This is a genomic window from Pseudomonas sp. ANT_H4 (assembly GCF_008369295.1).
In the GTDB taxonomy this organism is placed as follows: Bacteria; Pseudomonadota; Gammaproteobacteria; order Pseudomonadales; family Pseudomonadaceae; genus Aquipseudomonas.
Genome location: NZ_VOBG01000016.1, coordinates 110191 through 131463 on the forward strand (window position 1 = coordinate 110191; position 21273 = coordinate 131463).

21 protein-coding genes are annotated in these 21273 nt (G+C 60.2%); 6 read left to right on the top strand and 15 right to left on the bottom strand.

Features of this window, described 5'->3' with window-relative positions; all coding sequences use genetic code 11:
* Positions 1-21 precede the first annotated feature (21 nt).
* From FQ182_RS19925 to FQ182_RS19940, 4 genes are read right to left on the bottom strand one after another with little or no spacing between them, the layout of a single operon-like run.
* Positions 22-414, bottom strand: a complete 393-nt coding sequence (locus FQ182_RS19925; RefSeq protein ID WP_256666211.1) for a glyoxalase superfamily protein — start codon at positions 412-414, stop codon at positions 22-24.
* Positions 414-1877 carry an amidohydrolase family protein gene (locus FQ182_RS19930; protein WP_149413261.1) on the bottom strand — a complete coding sequence of 488 codons (1464 nt, stop codon included), beginning with the start codon at positions 1875-1877 and terminating at the stop codon, positions 414-416. Before FQ182_RS19930 ends, FQ182_RS19925 begins: the two co-directional genes overlap by 1 nt.
* Position 1878: 1 nt before the next feature.
* Positions 1879-2739, bottom strand: coding sequence for a MurR/RpiR family transcriptional regulator (locus tag FQ182_RS19935; RefSeq protein ID WP_149413262.1), 861 nt, complete (start codon positions 2737-2739; stop codon positions 1879-1881).
* Positions 2740-2768: 29 nt separating this feature from the next.
* Entirely contained in the window at positions 2769-4172 is a 1404-nt protein-coding gene (locus tag FQ182_RS19940; protein WP_178114490.1) for a gluconate:H+ symporter, read from the bottom strand.
* Positions 4173-4369: 197 nt separating this feature from the next.
* Between FQ182_RS19940 and FQ182_RS19945 the strand changes: the two genes are divergently transcribed.
* The gene (locus FQ182_RS19945; protein WP_149413264.1) at positions 4370-4762 is read left to right on the top strand and encodes a lysozyme inhibitor LprI family protein; all 393 of its coding nucleotides are present in this window, start codon (positions 4370-4372) and stop codon (positions 4760-4762) included.
* 18 nt (positions 4763-4780) lie between these two features.
* On the opposite strand, the gene FQ182_RS19950 is transcribed toward FQ182_RS19945, so the two are convergent.
* The 5 genes from FQ182_RS19950 to FQ182_RS19970 all read right to left on the bottom strand — a co-directional run bounded on the left by FQ182_RS19950 (position 4781) and on the right by FQ182_RS19970 (position 9946).
* Positions 4781-6226 (bottom strand): SulP family inorganic anion transporter, encoded by a 1446-nt coding sequence (locus FQ182_RS19950; protein ID WP_149413265.1) that lies wholly within the window; start codon positions 6224-6226, stop codon positions 4781-4783.
* A 206-nt stretch (positions 6227-6432) separates the two neighbouring features.
* Complete coding sequence (locus FQ182_RS19955) at positions 6433-7326, bottom strand: NAD-dependent epimerase/dehydratase family protein (protein ID WP_149413266.1); 894 nt, start codon at positions 7324-7326, stop codon at positions 6433-6435.
* A 118-nt stretch (positions 7327-7444) separates the two neighbouring features.
* Positions 7445-8341, bottom strand: a complete 897-nt coding sequence (locus FQ182_RS19960; RefSeq protein ID WP_149413267.1) for a LysR family transcriptional regulator — start codon at positions 8339-8341, stop codon at positions 7445-7447.
* A gap of 40 nt (positions 8342-8381) precedes the next feature.
* Positions 8382-8972 (bottom strand): NAD(P)H-dependent oxidoreductase, encoded by a 591-nt coding sequence (locus FQ182_RS19965; RefSeq protein ID WP_149413268.1) that lies wholly within the window; start codon positions 8970-8972, stop codon positions 8382-8384.
* Positions 8973-9181: 209 nt separating this feature from the next.
* Entirely contained in the window at positions 9182-9946 is a 765-nt protein-coding gene (locus tag FQ182_RS19970) for a sulfite exporter TauE/SafE family protein (RefSeq protein WP_149413269.1), read from the bottom strand.
* Positions 9947-10041: 95 nt separating this feature from the next.
* Between FQ182_RS19970 and FQ182_RS19975 the strand changes: the two genes are divergently transcribed.
* The gene (locus FQ182_RS19975; RefSeq protein WP_149413270.1) at positions 10042-10941 is read left to right on the top strand and encodes a LysR substrate-binding domain-containing protein; all 900 of its coding nucleotides are present in this window, start codon (positions 10042-10044) and stop codon (positions 10939-10941) included.
* On the opposite strand, the gene FQ182_RS19980 is transcribed toward FQ182_RS19975, so the two are convergent.
* Positions 10887-12287, bottom strand: coding sequence for an amino acid permease (locus FQ182_RS19980; protein WP_178114491.1), 1401 nt, complete (start codon positions 12285-12287; stop codon positions 10887-10889). The two genes, FQ182_RS19975 and FQ182_RS19980, sit on opposite strands and share 55 nt — an antisense overlap.
* A 180-nt stretch (positions 12288-12467) precedes the next feature.
* Positions 12468-13718, bottom strand: coding sequence for a kynureninase (gene kynU, locus FQ182_RS19985; RefSeq protein WP_149413272.1), 1251 nt, complete (start codon positions 13716-13718; stop codon positions 12468-12470).
* A 154-nt stretch (positions 13719-13872) separates the two neighbouring features.
* Between kynU and FQ182_RS19990 the strand changes: the two genes are divergently transcribed.
* Entirely contained in the window at positions 13873-14346 is a 474-nt protein-coding gene (locus tag FQ182_RS19990) for an Lrp/AsnC family transcriptional regulator (RefSeq protein ID WP_003212305.1), read from the top strand.
* Between the two features lie 121 nt (positions 14347-14467).
* On the opposite strand, the gene catA is transcribed toward FQ182_RS19990, so the two are convergent.
* The 3 genes from catA to FQ182_RS20005 are packed head-to-tail and all read right to left on the bottom strand — an operon-like array spanning position 14468 to position 16870.
* Positions 14468-15397 (bottom strand): catechol 1,2-dioxygenase, encoded by a 930-nt coding sequence (catA, locus tag FQ182_RS19995; protein ID WP_149413273.1) that lies wholly within the window; start codon positions 15395-15397, stop codon positions 14468-14470.
* Positions 15398-15439: 42 nt separating this feature from the next.
* Positions 15440-15730 carry a muconolactone Delta-isomerase gene (gene catC, locus FQ182_RS20000; protein ID WP_133103641.1) on the bottom strand — a complete coding sequence of 97 codons (291 nt, stop codon included), beginning with the start codon at positions 15728-15730 and terminating at the stop codon, positions 15440-15442.
* A gap of 12 nt (positions 15731-15742) precedes the next feature.
* Entirely contained in the window at positions 15743-16870 is a 1128-nt protein-coding gene (locus FQ182_RS20005) for a muconate cycloisomerase family protein (RefSeq protein ID WP_149413274.1), read from the bottom strand.
* Positions 16871-16984: 114 nt separating this feature from the next.
* On the opposite strand from FQ182_RS20005, the gene FQ182_RS20010 reads away from it, so the two are divergent.
* Positions 16985-17860, top strand: coding sequence for a LysR family transcriptional regulator (locus tag FQ182_RS20010; RefSeq protein ID WP_149413275.1), 876 nt, complete (start codon positions 16985-16987; stop codon positions 17858-17860).
* On the opposite strand, the gene FQ182_RS20015 is transcribed toward FQ182_RS20010, so the two are convergent.
* A complete protein-coding gene (locus FQ182_RS20015; RefSeq protein WP_149413276.1) occupies positions 17857-18855 on the bottom strand; it encodes a helix-turn-helix domain-containing protein in 999 nt (332 codons plus the stop codon). The two genes, FQ182_RS20010 and FQ182_RS20015, sit on opposite strands and share 4 nt — an antisense overlap.
* 323 nt (positions 18856-19178) lie before the next feature.
* On the opposite strand from FQ182_RS20015, the gene antA reads away from it, so the two are divergent.
* Positions 19179-20567, top strand: a complete 1389-nt coding sequence (gene antA / locus FQ182_RS20020; protein ID WP_149413277.1) for an anthranilate 1,2-dioxygenase large subunit — start codon at positions 19179-19181, stop codon at positions 20565-20567.
* Between the two features lie 2 nt (positions 20568-20569).
* Positions 20570-21061, top strand: coding sequence for an anthranilate 1,2-dioxygenase small subunit (gene antB, locus FQ182_RS20025; protein WP_149413278.1), 492 nt, complete (start codon positions 20570-20572; stop codon positions 21059-21061).
* Positions 21062-21273: the final 212 nt, after the last annotated feature.

Here is a 21273-nt window from a genome sequence, read left to right on the forward strand (position 1 = left end):
GCCACAGAGTATGCGTCAGCCTTAAATTTCTTCGACAAACACCAACCGATTGCCGGACGGGTCACGGAGGGTCATCTCCCGCGTACCCCAAGGCGTCTCTTCAATTTCTGGCTTGGCATAGCGGTAGTCCTTGGCCAGCAATTGCTGCTGATACGCCTCCAGCCCCTGCGCCTGAATCCGCACCCCGACACCTGGCGAACCATCGCCATGGTGCTCGGACAAGTGCAACACGCAATCTCCCAGCGACACTTGCAGGTACAGCGGAAAATTCGCTTCGAAGCGGTGCTGCCAATCGATCTTGAACCCGAGGAAATCGACGTAGAACTCAACGGCCCTGGCCTCGTCGAAGATTCGCAGGATAGGGGTAACTTTTCCTAAGTGCATAGCGCTGACTCCCTGTTTAAGAGCCGCCACTATAGAGCAGCAAACCCCAAGTGCAAATCCCCGCTACGCGCCAAAAACCGCCCCGGCCGCTGCCCGTTTGCCTGCCCGTCGCTGTAGCTCAACACGCCGTTGACCCACACCCTGTCAATCCCTTCCGCCGCGCGTTGAGGCTCCTTGAAGTCCGCTACGTCGCGCACCCGTAACGGGTCAAACAACACCAAATCCGCCCAGTGCCCTTCGCGAACCTCACCGCGCCCGGCCAGGCCAAACCGCGCTGCCGACAACCCGGTCATCTTGTGTACGGCGGTATGCAGCGGGAACAAACCCAGATCACGACTGAAATGCCCGAGCACCCGTGGAAACGCCCCCCACAAACGCGGATGGGGAAACGGATCTTCCGGCAAGCCATCCGAGCCAATCATCGATAGCGGATGAGCGAGGATGCGCTGTACATCCGTCTCGTCCATCCCGTAATACACCGCCCCCGCCGGTTGCAGGCGCCGTGCTGCCTCCATCAGCGGCACCGCCCAGTCGGCTGCGATGTCCTGTAAATCGCGCCCGCCCATGTCCGGGTGCGGCGTCGACCACGTGATGGTGATACGAAAGGCATCGGTGACTTGCTTGAGGTCCAGGGTCGAAGAGCTGGCGGCATAGGGATAACAATCGCAGCCCACCGGATGGGTCTTGGCCGCCTGTTCCAGGGACGCTAACAACAGCGGACTGCGCCCCCAATTGCCGGCACCGGCGCATTTGAGATGAGAGATGATCACCGGCACCTTGGCGTGACGGCCAATCAGAAACGCCTCGTCCATCGCCTCCAGCACCGGCTCGAATTCACTGCGTAAATGGGTGGTGTACACCGCGCCGAACGCGGTCAGTTCTTCGCTCAGTTGCAGCACTTCGTCGGTCTCGGCGCTGAAGGCGCTGGCGTAGGCCAGGCCTGTGGACAAGCCAAGGGCGCCGGCCTCCAGGCTTTCCTGCAACTGTTCACGCATCGCGGCGATTTCAGTGGGCGTGGCGGTGCGATGCAGGTCATCCATATGGTTGCTGCGTAGCGCCGTATGACCGATCAACGCGGCGACGTTGACGGCCGGGTGGGCGTTTTCCACCGTTGCGCGGTAGTCGGCAAAATGCTGGTAGACGAACGCGTCGCGCTTGCCCAGCAGGTTCATCGGGTCTGGCGGATCGCCGCGCAAGCTGACCGGCGATGCGCTGATGCCGCAGTTGCCGACGATCACCGTGGTCACGCCCTGACTGAGTTTGGGCAGCATCTGTGGCTGGCGGATCACCACCGTATCGTCGTGGGTATGGACGTCGATAAACCCCGGCGCCAGCACCCGGCCAGTGGCGTCGATTTCATGCTCGGCATGGGCTGCCGACAAATCGCCGATCTTTTCGATGCGCCCCTCGCGCAGGGCCACATCGGCGACATAACCCGGCGTATTGCTGCCATCAATGATCAGGGCGTTGCGGATCAGCGTGTCGTACTTCATTTCAGTCTCCAAGCGGCAGGCAATCAGCGCCGCCGCGATAATCGTCCAGGGCCAGCTTGATCCGTCGCAGGCGTTCCTGGTTGTCGTCCGGCATGGCCAGGGCCAGCTCGGTGGCGAGCACGTCGATGGCCAACAGCATTCCGTAGCGCGCCGCCGTTGGCTTGTAGATAAAACTGGTTTCCGCCGGTTGCAGCGGTAGCAGCACATCGGCCAACTGCGCCAGCGGTGAATCAGGCAGGGTGATGGCGATAATGTGGGCGCCGTAGTTACGGGCCAGCTCCACCACGCTCAGCAACTCCGGGGTGAGGCCGGTCAGCGAGCAGACGATCAGCGCGTGTTCCGGGCCCAGCGTGGCGGCGGTCACGCGCATCATCACCGGGTCGTGACTGGCTGCAATGGGGTACCCCAGCCGCACCAGGCGTACTTGCAACTCGTCGCTGCACAAGCTCGACGGGCCGCCCATGCCAAACGCATGGATCATCCGCACCTTGCCCAGCAGGCTCACGGCATCGACAAAACAACGTTGATTGAAGCCGGACAAGTGCTGACGCAAGGTCACCTCGATATCGCCGAGGATCTGCCGGTAAAACGCCGACTGTTCGGGCAAGCCCGCCGGGTCGAGAAATCGGCTGCCGACGCCGCTGGCCTGGGCCAGTTGCAGGCGCAGGTCACGCAAGTCACGGCAACCGACGCTGCGGGCAAACCGCGACAAAGTGGCGGTGCTGACCTCAGCCCTTTGGGACAACTCTTCCAGGCTGGCGGACGCGGCAAAGCCGACATCGTCGAGCATCAGCTTGGCGATACGCCCTTCGCCGGCACTGAAGGAATCCTGGCGGGCGCGGATCTGGTAGAGGATGTCCATCAATTGGGCTCCGAATTACAGAATGATGCTCATAACAAAAGTGACAGGCCGTAAGTCAGACCGAAGGCGACCACCGAGATCAGGGTCTCCAGCACGGTCCAGGTCTTGAAGGTCTGGATCACCGTCATATTGAAGTATTCCTTGACCAGCCAAAAGCCGCCGTCGTTGACGTGGGAAAAGATCACCGAACCGGCACCGGTGGCCAGTACCAGCAATTCCGGGTGTGGATAACCCAGGCCCATGGCAACGGGCGCCACCACGCCTGAGGCGGTGGTCATGGCCACGGTGGCCGAGCCGGTAGCAATGCGCATCAACGCAGCGAACAACCAACCCATCACCAGTGGCGACAGGTTGAAAGCATGGGCCAGGCCAAGGATCTCATGGGTGACGCCGGCATCGATAAGAATCCGATTCAAGCCACCGCCCGCCCCCACCAGCAAGGTGATGCTGGCGGTCGGCGCCAGGCATTCGTTGGTGAACTTGAGGATTGATTCGCGACTGAAGCCCTGAGCCAGGCCCAACGTCCAAAAACTCACCAGGGTCGCCACCAGCAGCGCGATCACCGAGTTACCGATAAACAGCAGGAACTGGTTAAAGGCGCTGCCGGGGGTGGAAATCAGGTTGGCCCAGCCACCGATCATCATCAACACCACCGGCAACAGGATGGTGCCCATGGTCAGCGAGAAGCTCGGTAGCCGGGTGCGTGGTTCGCGGTCGATGAACTGGCGTTCCAGCGGATTTTCCGCCGGCAGGTGAATGCGCGGCACGATGAACTTGGCGTAGACGGGGCCGGCAATGATCGCCGTCGGGATGCCGATCAAGATCGCATACAGCACGGTTTGCCCGACCGAGGCGTTGTAGGCCAGTACCGCCATCATCGCCGCCGGATGGGGCGGAACCAGTGCATGTACCACCGATAAGCCGGCAACCATGGGTAGGCCGACCATCAAAATCGAAACGCCTACCCGCCGCGCTACAGTGAAAGCAATCGGCACCAGCAACACAAAACCGACCTCGAAAAACAGCGGCAGCCCAACCAGGAAGGCAATGCACACCATCGCCCAGTGGGCGTTGCGTTCGCCGAAGCGGTCGATCAACGTGCGCGCCACCTGCTCGGCGCCGCCGGACTCGGCCATCATCTTGCCGAGCATGGTGCCCAACGCCACCACCAGGGCGATGTGGCCCAAGGTCTTGCCGACGCCCGCCTCGTAGGAGCCCATGATCGTGTCCGCCGGCATCCCGGCCAGCAGCGCCAGGCCGATGGACACCAGGGTGATGACGATAAACGGGTTGAGCCGGTAGCGTGCGATCAGCACGATCAATGCAATGATGGCGATGGCTGCGTATGCCAATAGCCAAACGCCCGGTGATGCGGCCATGCGGTACTCCTCGGAAAGGGTCACGTCGAATAGGTTGTGAAATTCATAAATCATTACCGAGGATTATTTTCAATTTTTATGAAAGTAAGTTTCGCCCACAGATAAGCGCTGTCGCTTTGAGATATGCCCAGAGACAAAGAATGAAAATCGAAGGTGCATTCTTACATGAGGATTGAGAGGGACGCTGGAAACTCAAATGCCGGTGTCAGGTCATAGACAGAGGACCGAATCCTGATCAGGAAAAACCGACAATGAATCGAAAAGCCCTGCTTGCCCCCTTCGCCGCCAGCGCCTTGTTGCTGGCCTTGTGCGGCACCGCGTCGGCCGCCGACAGTGCGGCGTTGAAAAAATGCATGGATGGCGCGAATACGACCGCGGACATGGTCAACTGCAACACCAAGGAAGCCAAGGTGCAGGACACGTGCCTGAACACCGCCTACAAGACAGCCATGGCAGCCCAGGAAGGCAATCGCAAACAGAAGCTGCAGGATGTGCAGCGCCTGTGGATCAAATATCGGGATGCCAATTGCGGGTTCGCAGGCTCGGCAACCGGCGGCACCATCGACCAAGTCAACGGTGCCAGCTGCTGGCTGGACATGACCCGGACCCGCGCGCAGGAACTGGAAAACCTTGTAGGCCCGTGAAGTGATCCGTCGCTCTAGCTAGTCGTGCTGAACGCGGGCACGCTTGAGCAGTTTTTTGCAGCGTTCGGACAAGTGCAGTACCCGTAAATGCTTGCCGGCCTTGGTGTAGCGCTCGCGCAAGGTCATCAGCGCGGCGATGGCCGAGTAGTCGACGAAGCTCAGGTGGCGACAATCCAGCGTCACCTGTTCCGGGTCGCTGGCCGGGTCGAACTGGTTGAGGAACGGTGTGGTCGAGGCGAAGAACAGCGTGCCGTGCAAGCGATAGAGCTTGCTACCGTCGGCTTCAAGATGCTCGTCGGCGTACAGCTCACGGGCTTGTTGCCAGGCAAAGTTCAGCGCCGCAATCACAATGCCGCACAGCACCGCCGTGGCCAGGTCGGTAAACACCGTGACCACCGTCACCGCAATGATCACCAGCACGTCATTGAGTGGCACCTTGTTGATCACCCGCAAGGAGGCCCAGGCGAAGGTCTGCTGGGACACCACGAACATCACCCCCACCAGCGCCGCCAGCGGAATCCGCTCGATCAACGGTGACAGGAACAAGATAAAGAGAAGGATCATGACCCCGGCAAACACCCCGGAGAAGCGCCCGCGCCCGCCGGAGCTGAGGTTGATCACGGTTTGCCCGATCATCGCACAGCCGCCCATGCCGCCGAACACGCCCGAGACCATATTCGCCGCGCCCAGGGCCACGCTTTCACGGTCCGGATAGCCTCGAGTTTCGGTAATTTCGTCGGTAAGGTTGAGGGTCAGCAGGGTTTCCAGCAAGCCGACCATGGCCATCAGGATCGCGTAAGGGGCGATGATCTGCAGGGTTTCCAGGGTCCAGGGAATCTGCGGCAGGGCAAACGTGGGCAGGCCACCGGCGATGTGGGCCATGTCGCCCAGCGTGCGGGTCGGCAGGCCCAGCAGGTACACGGCAAGACCCACGCCTAGAATCGCCACCAACGCCGGCGGTACCACGCGGGTCAGGCGCGGCAGCAGGTAGACGATGGCCATCGTCGCAGCCACCAACCCCGTCATCACGTACAACGGCGTGCCGCTGAGCCAGGTTTCACCGCTCTTGAAGTGCTCCAACTGCGCCAGCGCAATGATAATTGCCAGGCCATTGACGAAACCGAGCATCACCGGGTACGGCACCATGCGCACCAGCTTGCCCAGGCGCAGCAGGCCAAAGGCGATCATGATCAGCCCGCCCAGCAATACAGCGGCCAGCAAGTACTGCACGCCGTGTTGCACCACCAACGCGACGATCACCACCGCCATCGAACCCGCCGCGCCCGAGACCATGCCTGGCCGACCGCCGAACAGCGCGGTCAGGGTACAGATGATGAACGCGCCATAAAGGCCCATCAGCGGGTTGAGGTGCGCCACCAGGGCGAAGGCGATGCACTCGGGCAGCAAGGCAAAAGACGTGGTGAGGCCGGCCAGGGAGTCGGCACGCAGGCGGGTGAGGTTCATGGGGTTACCGGGGGAATAGCGAAAATAAGGCTTAGGATGGTACGCAAATGCAGGGGGTGGGGCCAGGTTTTCAGGGTCGACGAATGACCTGTGGCAAGCGGGCCTGCCATAACAAGCCCGCTCGCCACAAGGTAATGTCAGGTGCTCCATTTCCTTAATTTACCGGCGTTAGGGCTGCCACAAGGTTTAGTGTTTACAGGGACCTATCAAACCATCTCGTTGCGAATCCACTCCACCACGCTGGTGCGCTTCGGCACCCAACCCAACAGTTCACGGGCATGCTTGCCACGCACGCGGCTGTTGGAGCCCAGGCCGTAGTTGGCCATTTCATAGCCCCACTCGGCTTCGGCATCAGCCAGTGGCCAATCCTGTGGTTTACCCAGGTTCAGCGCCTCGGCGATGGCGGTAGTCATGTCGACGAAGGCCGCTTCGCTGCTTTCGACAAAGTAGAAGGTGCCGGGGACGTTTTTTTCCAGCGCCAGCAGGTACAGGGCGACCACGTCTTCAATGTGCACGTTGGACCAGATGTTTTGGCCGGTGCCGACATGGCGTACCACGCCGCTTTTGCGCGCCTGTTTCAGCAGGCGAGGCAATTGCACGCTATCGCGCTTGACCCCCAAGCTGTGGCCGTAGATCAGGGTGTTACAGATCACCGCCGAATTCACGCCGTCTTGGGCGGCAGCGAGGATCAAGTTGTCGATAGCCACGCGAGCGGCCTTGTCGGCGGTCGGTTCCGGCAAGTTGTCTTCAAAATAGATGACATCACTGGATTTGCCGCCGGACGCATCGCCAACGATGCTCGAACCGCTGGTGTGCAGGAACGGCTTGTTGGAGCCGCATAGCGCCTTGATCAGGGTTTCAACGGCCCCGCGATGGTCGCTGCTGGCGGCGTTGATCACGGCATCGGCTTTGCTCGCTTGCTCGGTCAGCAGGGCACTGTCGTCCAAGGTACCAATCACCGGAGCGATGCCCAGTGCAGTCATTACTTCAGCCTGTTCGGCGCTGCGCACCAGACCCGTTACGTGGTGGCCGGCCTTGACCAGGCCAGTCGCAATGGAGCCACCGATAAAGCCGGCAGTACCGGTAATAAATACGTTCATGGAAAGCATCTCCTGCATGGCTTTGTGAAAGGAGCTAAGTGTTGGATCGAGTATCAAGGACTTATCCATGCCGAATAAGTCTGTATTGCCCAATTCAATCTTGCGCAGGAGTCACGAATCAGTCGGCGTAGCTGGCCAACTTGCCCTGGATAAAGTCCAGGAAACACTGAATGCGCAAGGCCAACTGCGAGTTGCGGTAGTACACCGCGTTGATCGGCTGGCGATAACCGCTGTTGAACTCCGCTAGGATCGGCTGAAGGCGCCCGGCATTGATGTCATCGTTAGTCATGAAGTGCGACAGGCAAACGATGCCCTGCCCTTCCAACGTCAAGTGGCGCAGGGTTTCACCGCTGGAGGCAGAAATACTCGGCTGGATCTGCCAGCGATCACCGTGCACATGGCGCAGCGGCCAGTGGTTGAGGGTTTCGGTCTGGGTGAAGCCCAGCAGTGTGTGATCGGCCAACTCGGCAACCGTGGTCGGTGTGCCGTACTTTTCCAGATACGCGGGGCTGGCGAGGATATGCAGCGGGCTGCAGCCCAGTGAGCGGGCGTGCAACGTCGAGTCAGCCAGGGTGCCAATGCGGATGGCGATGTCGGTGCTCTGTTCCAGCAGGTCGATGATCAGGTCGTTGCTGTTGAGTTCCAGCTGGATGTCCGGGTACAGGCCGCGAAACTCGGCGATGTAGGGCACGATCGCATGCAGCATAAACGGCGAGGCGGCGTTAATTCGCAGCCTCCCGGACGGGGTTTGCTGGCGCGAGGACAGGCGCTCTTCCAGGTCATCCATTTGTTCCAGGATCAGCTTGGCCCGCTCGAAGAAGTACTTGCCCTCTTCGGTCAGGCCCATGCGCCGCGTGGTGCGGTTGATCAGCGTGGTGTCGAGCTTGGCTTCCAGCCGCGACAAGGTGCGGCTGACCGCCGAGGGCGTCTGCCCAACCTGTTCGGCGGCGGCGGAAATCGACCCGCATTCAATCACGCAGACGAAGATCTGTAGCTCATCGGATCGGGCTTTCAACGTGAATCCTCTTTAAGCGGCTGCCTGGATACTAGCCGCATTACCGAGCCAGGTTAAACACCTCAGTCAGATGCTGCTCATAACGCGCCACGTCAGCCTCGATGGCCGGGCGTTTCATCACGTCGACGCAGAGGAAAGTCGGCAAGCTGGTCATGCCAAGAAACTCGTTGGCCTTGTGGAACGGGAAGTACACGGCGTCCACGCCCTTGGCTTCGAAGAAATCGCTGGGGTCGTCGAAGGCTTGCTGCGGTGCGTTCCAGGTCAGCGACAGCATGTATTGCTTGCCCTGCAACAGGCCACCGCTGCCGTATTTTTGCGAAGCATCGGAGCGGGTGCGGCCATCGCTGGCGTACAGGCTACCGTGGCCTTCGGTGAACACTTCATCGATGTACTTCTTGACGATCCACGGCGCGCCCATCCACCAGCCTGGCATCTGGTAGATGATCACATCGGCCCAGAGGAACTTGGCCACTTCTTCGGCCAGGTCGTAGCCGGCGTCGATGTGGGTGACTTTGACGTCCATGCCGCCACGGTCCAGTACGGCCAGGGCAGCGTCATGCAGGGTGTTGTTGTAGCGGCCGTCGGAGTGGGCAAATTTTTTACCGCCGTTGAGCAACAGGACTTTTTTCACGGGGAGCCTCGAAAGATTAAAAATATCTGGAGGCAGGGTATCGACAATAACCCTTGGGAATAAGCGTTGGCGGGGCAAAACACATTTGACTGATCCGCACGAATCGACAGGGGATTATTGCCTTAAAATTTCCAAACACCTTTAAGGATTCACCCAGATGATCGAGCAAGTAGGCTTTAGCGTCATCGACATGCTCAGCGCCTCGTCCGCTAGCCGCTGATCAGCAGGTGGCTGCCCAGCGCCGCCATGCCGATAAAGAACACCCGTTTGAACAGCACGGCACTGATGCGTTGGCGCACGGCCTGGCCCAGCCACATGCCCAGCAGCGCTGGCACCAGCGCCAGCAGCGAGGCATTGATTTCGCCGCCGCCGAGGCTGCCACGCCAGAACAACCCCGCCGCCAGCGCCAGGGTGGACACGGTGAACGACAGGCCCAGCGCCTGGACCAACTGATCACGGTTCAAGCCCAAGGCTTGCAGATAGGGCACCGCCGGGATCACGAAGACGCCGGTGGCCGAGGTGATTATGCCGGTCAGCACGCCGCACAGCGGACCGAGCCAACGCTCCGTCGCCGTGCTCACCTTGAAGTTGGGCAAGAACAGACCGCTCAAGGCGTATACCAGCAACGCCCCGCCCAACGCTCGCACCACCCACGCCTCGCCATCCATACCCAACCACAAACTGCCAAGCCCCGTGCCGAGAAAAATCAGCAGCAACATCGGCCATAGCCGTTTGATCAGGGCACTCAAATTCCCGCCAAACGCCAGTTGCCAGAGGTTGGTGACAATAGAGGGAATAATCAGCAACGCCGCAGCCTGCGCCGGAAACATAGCCAAGCCGAGCATACCCATGGCGACGGTGGGCAAGCCCAGGCCAATAACGCCCTTGACGGTGCCCGCCAGCAGGAAAGTACCGATAACCAGCAACGTCAGGGCTGGACCGAGGTTTTGGTAGAACGCCAGGAATGTATTCATCGGCTGATTTTGAAGGGTTGGGTCGAGGCTGGAAATTCACCATATACTGAGCCAGCCTCTTGCCTGGATAGAGGCTATGGATAAAGGATTTGGCCATGCATTTTGACCTGATCGACCTTCGCCTCTACCTGCACATTCTCGACACCGGCAATATCACCGCCGGCGCCAGCCGCAGCCATTTGTCCCTCGCGGCGGCCAGTGCGCGGGTTCGGGCGATGGAAGCGTCGTTGGGCATCGAGTTCCTTCAGCGTGGCCGCCGCGGTGTGACGCCGACAGCGGCGGGCAAGGCGTTGGCCCAGCATGCCCGGCTGTTGTTGCAGCAAGCCGAACGCATGCAGCAGGACCTCGCGGAATACGCCAACGGCGTCAAAGGCCAGGTGCGCCTGCTGTGCAACACCACGGCGATCAGCGAATACCTGCCGGAACTGCTGGCGGATTTTTTACGCGAGCATCCCAACCTCGATATCGACCTGCAGGAACTGCCCAGCCTGCGCATCACCCACGTCTTGCGCCAGGGCGCGGCGGACCTAGGGATTATTTCCGATGCCGTCGACACCCACGGCTTGCAGACCCTGCCCTTTCGCGATGATCCGCTGGTGTTGATCCTACCTCTGGACCATCCGCTGGCTGAAGGGCCGCCGGTGAGTTTTGTCGACAGCCTGCAGCATGACTATGTGGCGCTGGCCGCCGACAGTGCCCTGGCGGTTTATCTGGAAGAGCAGGCCTTGCACGCAGGCTTTCGCTTGCAAACACGCATTCGCGCCGAAGGTTTTGACGGGGTGATGCGCATGGTCGCCCGAGGTGCCGGCCTGGGCATCGTGCCGCTGGCGGCGCTGGAGCGTTGGCCCCAGGAGCACCGCTTCAAGGCCCAGCCTCTGGAGGAGGAATGGGCCTGTCGCAAGTTGCTGTTATGCGCGCGGGTGTTCGATCAGTTGCCAGGTTACGCCAAGGCCTTGCTCGACGCCTTGTCGCGCCCCTTGCGGAAGAACCCGTAATACACCGCCGACAGAATCAGCAGGAACGGCACACCGAACACCAAGGTCATTTTGAACGCCTCGGTGAAGTAGGTGGTGATCATCACCGCCCCCATCAACACCAATCCCAGCAGGGTGCTGTAGGGAAACAAACGCAGTTGAAACGACAACTTCGCCCCGCCGTGGCGCTTGCGGTAGCGGCGGAAAAACAGGTGCGTGAGGAAGATCATGAACCAGGTGAAGATCGCCCCAAACATCGAGATCGCCATCATCAGGGTGAACGCACTTTGCGGGTACACCACGTTAAGCAGTGTGGCCAGGGCGATGCCGGAACTGGACAGCAGCAAGGCATTGAGCGGGATGCCGCTCTTGCTCAAGGCGCCCATGGATTTGGGTGCAAAGCCGGCGCGGGACAGGCTGAACATCATGCGCGTGGTGATGTAGAGCTGGCTGTTCATCGCCGACAGCGCGGCGATCAGAATCACGAAGTTCATCACCCCGGTGGCGCCGGGAATGCCGATGGTCTGCATCACCGTGACGAACGGGCTTTGAGCATGGCTAGCCTGGTTCCACGGCACGATGGCCAGCATCAGCGCCAGGGTCAGCAGGTAGAACACCACCAGGCGCACGATGGTGGCGCGAAAGGCCTTCTTCACCGCCTGCTCCGGGTCTGCCGCTTCGCCCGCCGCCACGGCGATCATTTCGACGCTCAGGTAGCTGAAAATCGACACGATCACCGCGATCCACATGCCGCTCAGGCCGTTGGGGAAAAAACCACCGTGGGCGCTGTAATTCTGCACGCCGTAATCCGGGTTGCCGGAGCCGAACACCACATACACCGCAAGAATGATGAAGCCGACGATGGCGCTGATCTTGATGGTGGAAAACCAGTACTCGAAGGTGCCGAAAGCCTTGACGCTGATGGCGTTGAGAACGATCAGCACGCTGGAGAACGAGATGATCCACACCCATTCCGGTACGTTGGCGAACCAGTACTTCATGTACATCGCCACCGCCGTGACCTCAGCGCCCACCGCCAGCACAATCGCCGCCCAGTAGGCGTAGCGCACCAGAAAACCAGCCAGGGGGCTGATGTAAAACTCGGCATAGGCGCCGAAAGAGCCGGAGGTGGAATGGGCCACCGTCATTTCCGCCAGGCACCCCATCAACAGCAAGGTGATCAGCGCACCGATGGCATAGCTGAGCAGCACGCTGGGCCCGGCATAGCCGATGGCGTAGGCGCTGCCCATGAACAGCCCAGTGCCGATGGCGCCACCGATGGCGATCATGCTCATCTGGCCGCAGGTGAGCTGGCGCCGCAGGCCCAGTTCGCGGTTGGTTATTTCAGCAAAGCCTTTGTCTGGCATGGTCACGTGGCGTGCCCCTTTATTATTGTGATTGCACTGTTTGTTGCTTGCCCTTCGTAGCAGCTGTCGAGCCCGGGCGAGGCTGCGATGCAGGCGCCTCGGTCTGTCAGTTGCACCGAGGTGATCCCTTCGCAGCCTCGCCCTGGCTCGACAGCTCCTACGTTGATCGATAGCTGCCGCTTAAGTGACGCTATGGCGAACCTGGAATTGCGGCTGGTCCCAAGTCTTCTGGTCGAGAATCTCGCCGAGAATTTCCACCGCATCCCAGACTTCGGTGAAGCTGGTATACAGCGGCGTAAAACCAAAGCGCATGATCTGCGGCTCGCGATAATCACCAATCACGCCTCGGGCGATCAAGGCCTGGACGATTGCATAACCTTGCGGGTGTTCGAAACTGACATGACTGCCGCGCTTGGCATGCTCACGCGGAGTAATCAGGTTCAGTTCGTGGGCCGCGCAGCGGGCTTCTACCTGCTCGATAAACAGATCGGTCAGCGCCAGGGATTTTCGGCGCAGGCTGGCCATATCGGTCTGGGCGAAAATCTCCAGGCCACACTCCACCATCGCCAGCGAGGTAATCGGTTGAGTGCCACACAGGTAGCGGGCGATGCCGTTGCTCGGGGCATAACGCGATTCCATGGCGAACTGCCGGGTATGCCCGAACCACCCCGACAGCGGCTGCGTCACCACATCCACCAGCGCCGGATTGACCCACACGAACGCCTGGGAGCCAGGCCCGCCATTGAGGTATTTGTAGGTGCAGCCGATCGCATAATCCGCGCAGGCCTGATGCAGGTCGATCGGTACTGCGCCCGCCGAGTGCGCCAGGTCCCAGATCGCCAGGGCACCACACTCATGGCTCAGCGCAGTCAGCGCTTGCATGTCGTGCATGTAGCCGGTCTTGTAGTTGACATGGGTGAGCATCACCACCGCAGTGTCCTGGTCGATGGCTTGCGGCAGTTCGTCGGGGCTGTTCACCAGACGCAGGGAGTAGCCCTGTTGCAGCAGCTCGGCCAGGCCTTCGGCGATGTACAGGTCGGTGGGAAAGTTGCTGGTTTCGCTGATGATGACCTTGCGGTGCGGCGCGCGCTCACGCTGCACGCTCAACGCCGCGCTGAGCACCTTGAACAGGTTGATGGACGTGGTGTCGGTAATCACCACTTCGCCGTCGCGGGCGCCGATCAGCGGGGCCAGGCGATTGCCCAGGCGCTCCGGCAAATCGCGCCAGCCGGCACTGTTCCAGCTGCGAATCAAACCATTGCCCCATTCCTCGGCAATCACCGCTTGCGCCCGTTCCAATGCCGCCACCGGGCGCGCACCGAGGGAATTGCCGTCGAGGTAGATCACACCCTCCGGCAACGCAAATTGCTTGCGCAAAGGCGCCAGCGGATCTTGGGCGTCGAGGGCCAGGCAATGGTTTCTTGTAGTCATGGTCAATCCTGTTGTTATCGATGACGTGTCCTGCACGCTGAAGCAAATAATGAACGAAGTTTTAGAGAATTTTCGTGCAAAGTGGTGGGCAACAGGCTAATTAAGCTGTAGGAAATTCGAATTTAACTCCAAAACACGCGGATTTATTCCAATCATGATTCTCGACGCTACCGACCTGCGCCTCCTGCATTTTCTGCAACAGGATGGCCGTATCAGCAACCAGGAACTGGCGGAGAAAGTCGCCCTGTCGCCGTCCGCCTGCCTGCGCCGTTTGCGCCTGCTGGAAAGCGAGGGAATCATCAGCGGTTATCGTGCGGTGTTGAATGCCGAGCAGTTGGGGATCGAGCTGGAAGCCATCGTCCACCTGTCATTGCGCCAGGATGTGGAGGATTGGCACGAGACGTTTATCAAGAAGGTTCAGGGCTGGCCGGAAGTGGCCAGCGCTTATGTGATCACCGGCGCCAGCAACTATGTGCTGCGGGTGCAGGCGCGCAATCTGAAGCACTTTTCGGACTTCATTGTTAATCACCTGAATCGCACGGCGGGGGTGATGGATATACGCTCGGAGATTGTCTTGCAGAAGATCAAGGATCGGGATGACTTGTTGGACTTGGTAGTGCGCAAATAGCCCCTGCCGACAACGCGCCCTCTGTAGGAGCGAGCTTGCTCGCGAAAAAGGTACATCCACCGCAGCAATGCGCCTGAAATACCTTCGCGAGCAAGCTCGCTCCTACAAAGGGTGTGGGGGTTTAGTCTTCCAGCGCTCGAACCCGCTGCATGCGTTTCTGCTCGACAGGCGCCGCTGCCGGCTGCAACTCAAAGTCAAAATCAATCTGCGCAAACCGACCTTCTACCCCAAACTCCCGCGCCAGCCCCTGGTCATCGCTGAAGCTAATCTCGGCAATCAACTCATCGCGCGTCGCGTAGGCAAAATCATCATGCAGGTACGGATCATCCGACAGGTTGATCTGCGTGGTCAGGTGCCGATAACCCGGCGCCGAAATGAAGAAGTGAATATGCGCCGGCCGCTGGCCATGGCGCCCCAACTGGTCCAGCAACTGCTGCGTAGGACCGCTCGGCGGGCAGCCGTAACCTGACGGCACGATGCTGCGAAAGCGGTAGTTGCCCTGGGCATCGGTCTCGATGCGGCGACGCAAATTGAACTCCGTTTGAGTGCCGTCGAACCACGAATAGGTGCCGCCCGTATTGGCCTGCCACACATCGACAATCGCCCCCGCCAATGGCTTGCCATCAGTGTCACGGACCTGGCCCTGCATGAACAGCGGCACGCCTGGGTCCAGTCCGTCATCCAGTCGCGCCTCAAACTTGGACAGCGGCGCACCAGCGACATACAGCGGGCCTTCGATGGTGCGTGGTGTACCGCCGGACTTGCCGGCTTCTTCGTCTGCTGCATCCATCAACAGGTCCAGGTAATGCTCCAGCCCAAGGCCGGCGGCGAGCAGTCCGGCTTCCTGGTTCTTGCCCAGTTCGTTGAGGTAGTTGACCGCCGTCCAAAACTCTTCTGGGGTCACTTCCAGGTCTTCGATGATGTTTACCGTGTCGCGCAGGATTCGGTAAATCAGCGCCTTGGTCCGTGGGTTGCCGCCGTCATGGTGGTGGCCGCTGGCTTCTTCGAGAAACTGTTGGGCGTGGGCAGTTTGGGAAAGTCGGATGGACATGGTGCAATCCTCATCTTGTAATTATTAGTTGGAAAAACAGACTCAGCGATCATCCTCATGGATCGACGACGGATGCCGGCACAGGGCATTCACCTCAATGGCCATGTAGGGATAAAGCGGCAGTTGCATCAACAGGTCGTGCAGTTCTTGCACACTGTCGACATCGAACACGCTGTAGTTGGCGTACAGCCCGGCGATGCGCCACAGGTGGCGCCACTTGCCCGCTTGTTGCAGTCGCTGGGCCAGGGCTTTTTCCTCGGCCTTGAGGGCGGTGGCACGCTCGGGGTTCATGTCGACGGGCAGGTTCACGGTCATTTTTACGTGGAACAACATGGCAGGTTCCTCTTAGTGTTTGTCGCGACGGAAGAACGCCAAGCGCTCCTCATCGATGGCCAGGCCCAGGCCCGGCGCGGTCGAGACATGCAGGTGGAAATCGCGGTACACCAGCGGCTCGCTGAGGATGTCTTCGGTGAGCAGCAGCGGTCCGAACAGCTCGGTGTCCCACGCCAGCTTGTTCAGCGTGAGGAAGGCATGGGCCGAGGCCAGCGTGCCGATGCCACCTTCGAGCATGGTGCCGCCGTACAGGCCGATGCCTGCCGCCTCGGCAATTGCCGCCGTGCGCAACACCGCACGCGGGCCGCCGTTTTTGGCGATCTTCAGGGCGAACACCGAAGCCGCACCTTCGCGGGCCAGGTTGAAGGCGTCCTCGACACATTCGATAGATTCGTCGGCCATGATCGGCGCCGGGCTCGACAGGTTGAGACGAGCCATGCCACTGCGGTTATGGCGCGAGATCGGCTGCTCGATCAGGTCGATGCCGTTGTCCCCCAGCACCTTGCAGGCGCGCAGGGCCACGGCTTCATCCCAGGCCTGGTTGACATCGACCCTGACGCTTGCGCGGTCACCCAGGGCTTTTTTGATGGCGATGACGTGGGCCAGGTCGTGACCGACTTCGCCCGCTCCGATCTTCAATTTGAAAATACGGTGGCGGCGCAGATCGAGCATTTTCTCGGCTTCGGCAATATCCTTTTCGGTGTTGCCGCTGGCCAGGGTCCAGGCTACCGGTAGGGCATCGCGCACCCGGCCACCGAGCAGTTCGCTGACGGGCAAGTTCAGGCGTTTGCCCAGCGCATCGAGCAAGGCGCTTTCAATGCCCGACTTGGCAAAGGTATTGCCGCGAATGCTGCGCTCCAGTCGCAACATGGCCGCGTTGATGTTGCTGGCGTCCTGGCCGATCAACAGCGGTGCGAAGTGTTTGTCGATGTTGGTCTTGATGCTGTCGGGGCTTTCATTGCCGTAGCTCAAGCCACCGATGGTGGTGGCCTCGCCGATGCCTTCGATGCCGTCGGCGCAGCGCACGCGGATGATCACCAGGGTCTGGTTCTGCATCGTGTGCATCGCCAGTTTGTGCGGGCGGATGGTGGGGAGGTCGACGATGATGGTCTCGATCGACTCGATGGTACAAATCGGCATGGTAATACCCATTGGGTTCTTTATAGATTTGACCCGATTCTGTCCCGCATCTTTAATGGCTTCCAATATAGAATTAGTCTCGAACAATACCCTTAAGGTATGAAAGGAATCCCAATGGAGCTTCGCCATTTACGTTACTTCCAGGTGCTGGGAGAAACCCTGAACTTCACCCGCGCAGCCGAACGCCTGCACATCGCCCAGCCGCCGTTGAGCCGGCAGATCCAGCAACTGGAAGAAGAGTTGGGTGTGGTGTTGCTGGAACGCGGTCGACCCCTGCGGCTGACCGAAGCCGGACGGTTTTTCTATGAACACGCCAATGTGTTGCTGGAACAACTGGGCAAGGTCTGCGACAACACCCGCCGTATTGGCCTTGGCGAAAAGACCTGGCTGGGCATCGGTTTTGCGCCGTCGACGCTGTATGGCGTGCTGCCTGATTTGATTCGTCGCCTGCGTAGCCACGATGAGCTGGAGCTGGAGTTGGGATTGTCGGAGATGACCACCCTGCAACAAGTCGAAGCCCTCAAGGCCGGGCGGATTGATGTGGGGTTCGGGCGGATTCGCATCGATGATCCGGCAATTGTGCAGCGGGTGTTGGTGGAAGATCGGTTGGTGGCCGTACTGCCAGCCGGCCACCCGCTGCTGGGCGCCCCGGCGACCCTTGCGCAATTGGCCGCGGAGCCGTTCGTGCTCTACCCCGGCAACCCGCGCCCCAGTTACGCCGACCATGTGCTCGCGCTGTTCGATGCCCATGGCTTGAGCCTCACGGTGGCGCAGTGGACCAATGAATTGCAGACCGCCATCGGCCTGGTGGGTGCCGGTATGGGCGTGACGCTGGTGCCGGCTTCGGTGCAAATGCTGCACCGTGCGGATATAGGCTACACCTCGATTGTGGAGGCCAACGCCACCTCGCCGATCATTCTCAGCCGGCGGGTCAATGACCAGTCGCCGGGGCTCAGTCATTGCCTGCAACTGGTGGAAGAGTTGATCTAGCCACGCATGCGCCGGGCGTCGTTACGTTGCTGGGTTTGGCTGGGAGACTCATCGAACAGTTTGCGGTACTCGGCAGAGAATCGCCCCAAGTGGGTAAAGCCCCAGCCCAGGGCGATTTCAGAAATGGTTCGGGTTGAGCCGTGCTCAAGGATTTCCTGGCGCACGGCACCAAGGCGATACTTTTTCAGATAGGCCATGGGCGACAGGGCGAAGTACTTCCTGAACGCATCGAACAGTTTGAATCGCGACACTCCGGCGGCCGTTTCAAGGTCTTCCAGATGCACCGCCTCCCGGGCGTTGTCGTGGATGTACTGGCGGGCGCGAATTAAATAGTGCGGCAGCTTCACCCCCAGCACGTCCCGCAGCTCTTCGGAATAGTTGTTCGGCTGGGCGAGGATCAGGCCCTTGATCAGCGAGCTTTCCAAATCCCGCGTAAAGGCCGCCTGGTCATACAGTTCGCTGCTGCGTTCCAGCTCCGCGATGAAGTAACGCGCCATGCGCCACCAGGACGCCGAGGCGCCCTCCACCGCGTCCATCACCGACTCGAACTGCAAAGGCGCTTCAATCGGCCGTTGCAACAGGCCTTCCAGGGATTCGCTCATGGCCGCACGAGTGATCACTACTTGCAGCTTGCGGCAGTCGCCAGAGATCGCCAGCACCTGGTGCTCATTGGGCGAGATGATGACGCCTTGGTCGCGGTTGGAACTGAGCCGCTCGCCGTTCTTGCTCAGTTCCTGCTCGCCCACCAGAGGCAGACTGAGGCTGTAGCTGCTGAAGTGCTCGGCGTCTTCGATGTCGATGGTGACGTCGGTGCCGTATTCAATAATCCCCAGCGTCGTGGCGCGGGACTTGAACACATTGGCGCTGTGGTGGAAGCGGATGCGCTCCGGTGTCGCCGTCTCCAGCCGGTGCGGCCCGCAAATACCGGACATCCAGCTGCGGGCGCCTTCAAGGTCGAAGCGCTCGATACATATATCGCGTGTATTGCTAGTCATCACGGGCACCCACGGCGGTTGTGGCCAGCGCGCTCTGACGGCGCGTCTTGGCTGAGCTCTCTAGTGGAAGAGAGCAAGTTCTGCGCCACGCCAGCGGCATTGCCACTGGGTGGATAGCAACCGTCGACTATGTGGATAACAAGCAGACTTTTCCGACAATTGCCCTGCAAGACAGTAGCGCATTACGCCACCGCCCTGCACCGCAGTGGGTATTTCTTGCCCAACTATCCGGCCCACCTTCCCCCATTAACCGGATAGCCCGCCGCCCCTTCGCAGCCTCTTAATGGCCTACCCGATTAGCCATTATCAAAAAGGTGCCTCCCATGAGTGGTGCAAGAAGCGTCGAACAGTGGAAAACGTTTATCGAAGGCTGCCTGGATTTTCGCCCGGTGGACGAAGTGTTCCGCATTGCCCGGGCGATGTTCACCGAGCCGGAACTGTTCGAACTGGAGATGGAACTGATCTTCGAAAAAAACTGGATCTACGCCTGCCACGAAAGCGAATTGGCCAACCACCACGACTTCGTGACGATGCGCGCCGGGCGCCAGCCGATGATCATCACCCGTGACGGCGACGGCCAGCTCAATGCGCTGATCAACGCCTGCCAGCATCGCGGCACCACCCTGACTCGGGTCGGCAAGGGCAACCAGTCGACGTTCACCTGCCCCTTCCACGCCTGGTGCTACAAGAGCGATGGCCGGCTGGTGAAGGTCAAGGCCCCGGGGGAATACCCGGAAGGCTTCGACAAGGCCACCCGCGGGCTGAAAAAGGCGCGGATCGAGAGCTACAAGGGGTTCGTGTTTATCAGCCTGGATGTGAATGGCACCGACAGCCTGGAAGACTTTCTCGGCGACGCCAAAGTGTTCTTTGACATGATGGTCGCCCAGTCCGCCACCGGTGAACTGGAAGTGCTGCCCGGCAAGTCGGCCTACACCTACGATGGCAACTGGAAGCTGCAAAACGAAAACGGCCTGGACGGTTACCACGTCAGCACCGTGCACTATAACTACGTGGCCACGGTGCAGCATCGCCAGCAGGTCAACACGGAAAACGGAGCAGGCGTAGGTACCACGCTGGACTACAGCAAGCTCGGCGCCGGCGATGCCAATACCGATGATGGCTGGTTCGCTTTCAACAACGGCCACAGCCTGCTGTTCAGCGACATGCCCAACCCGACAGTGCGCTCCGGCTACGCCACCATCATGCCGCGGCTGGTGGAAGAACATGGCCAGGACAAGGCCGAGTGGATGATGCATCGCCTGCGCAACCTGAACATCTACCCGAGCCTGTTCTTCCTCGACCAAATCAGCTCGCAGCTGCGGATCATCCGCCCACTGGCCTGGAACAAGACCGAGATCATCAGCCAGTGCCTGGGCGTGAAGAACGAATCCGACGCCGACCGGGAAAACCGTATTCGCCAGTTTGAAGATTTCTTCAACGTGTCCGGCATGGGCACCCCGGACGACCTGGTGGAATTTCGCGAAGCCCAGCGCGGTTTCCAGGGCCGCCTGGAGCGCTGGAGCGATATCTCCCGTGGCAGCCATCGCTGGGAAAACGGGCCTACCCCCAACAGCGAAGCCATCGGCATCCAGCCAGCCATGACCGGCACCGAATTCACCCACGAAGGGCTGTACGTCAACCAGCACCGCAACTGGCAGAAGTTTTTGCTGGACGGTCTCGACCAGCAATCTCTGAAACTGCGTGAGGTGTGATGATGAATGCGCAACTGCAATACCAGATCGAGCAGTTCTTCTACCGCAAATCCGAGCTGTGCGACGCCCAGGACTGGGACGCCTATGTACAGTTGTTCGACCCGCAGAGTGAATTTCACCTGCCGCAATGGGACTCGGAGCACGTCTACACCCGCGACCCCAAGCGCGAGATGTCGCTGATCTATTACGCCAACCGCTCGGGCCTGGAAGACCGAGTGTTTCGCCTGCGCACCGGCAAGGCGGCGTCTGCCACACCGATGCCGCGCACCTTGCACTTGATCAACAACGTGCGCATTGCCCAGCAGGCAGAGGGCGTGCTGGAAGTGCGGTTGAACTGGCACACGTTGTTTTATCGGCTGGCCACCTCGGAGCAGTTCTATGGCAGCGCCACTTACAGCCTCAAGCCCCATGGTGACAGTTGGCTGATCACGCGCAAGCATGCGCTGCTGCTCAACGACACCATCAACTCGGTGCTCGATTTCTACCACCTCTAACCCTCAACTGTAGGAGCGAGCTTGCTCGCGAAAAACCCAAGGGCGCCGCATGCATTCAGGATGCCCGCGTCATCGTTAACGTTTTTCGCGAGCAAGCTCGCTCCTTGTATGTTGACCCTGAGTCCAAAGAGAGAGGTTACGCTCAAGGACTCATACAACAGCAAGTGCGTTTCTGGGGGAGGCCGATCGCTCCTGAAGGCAGGATTTGCTCT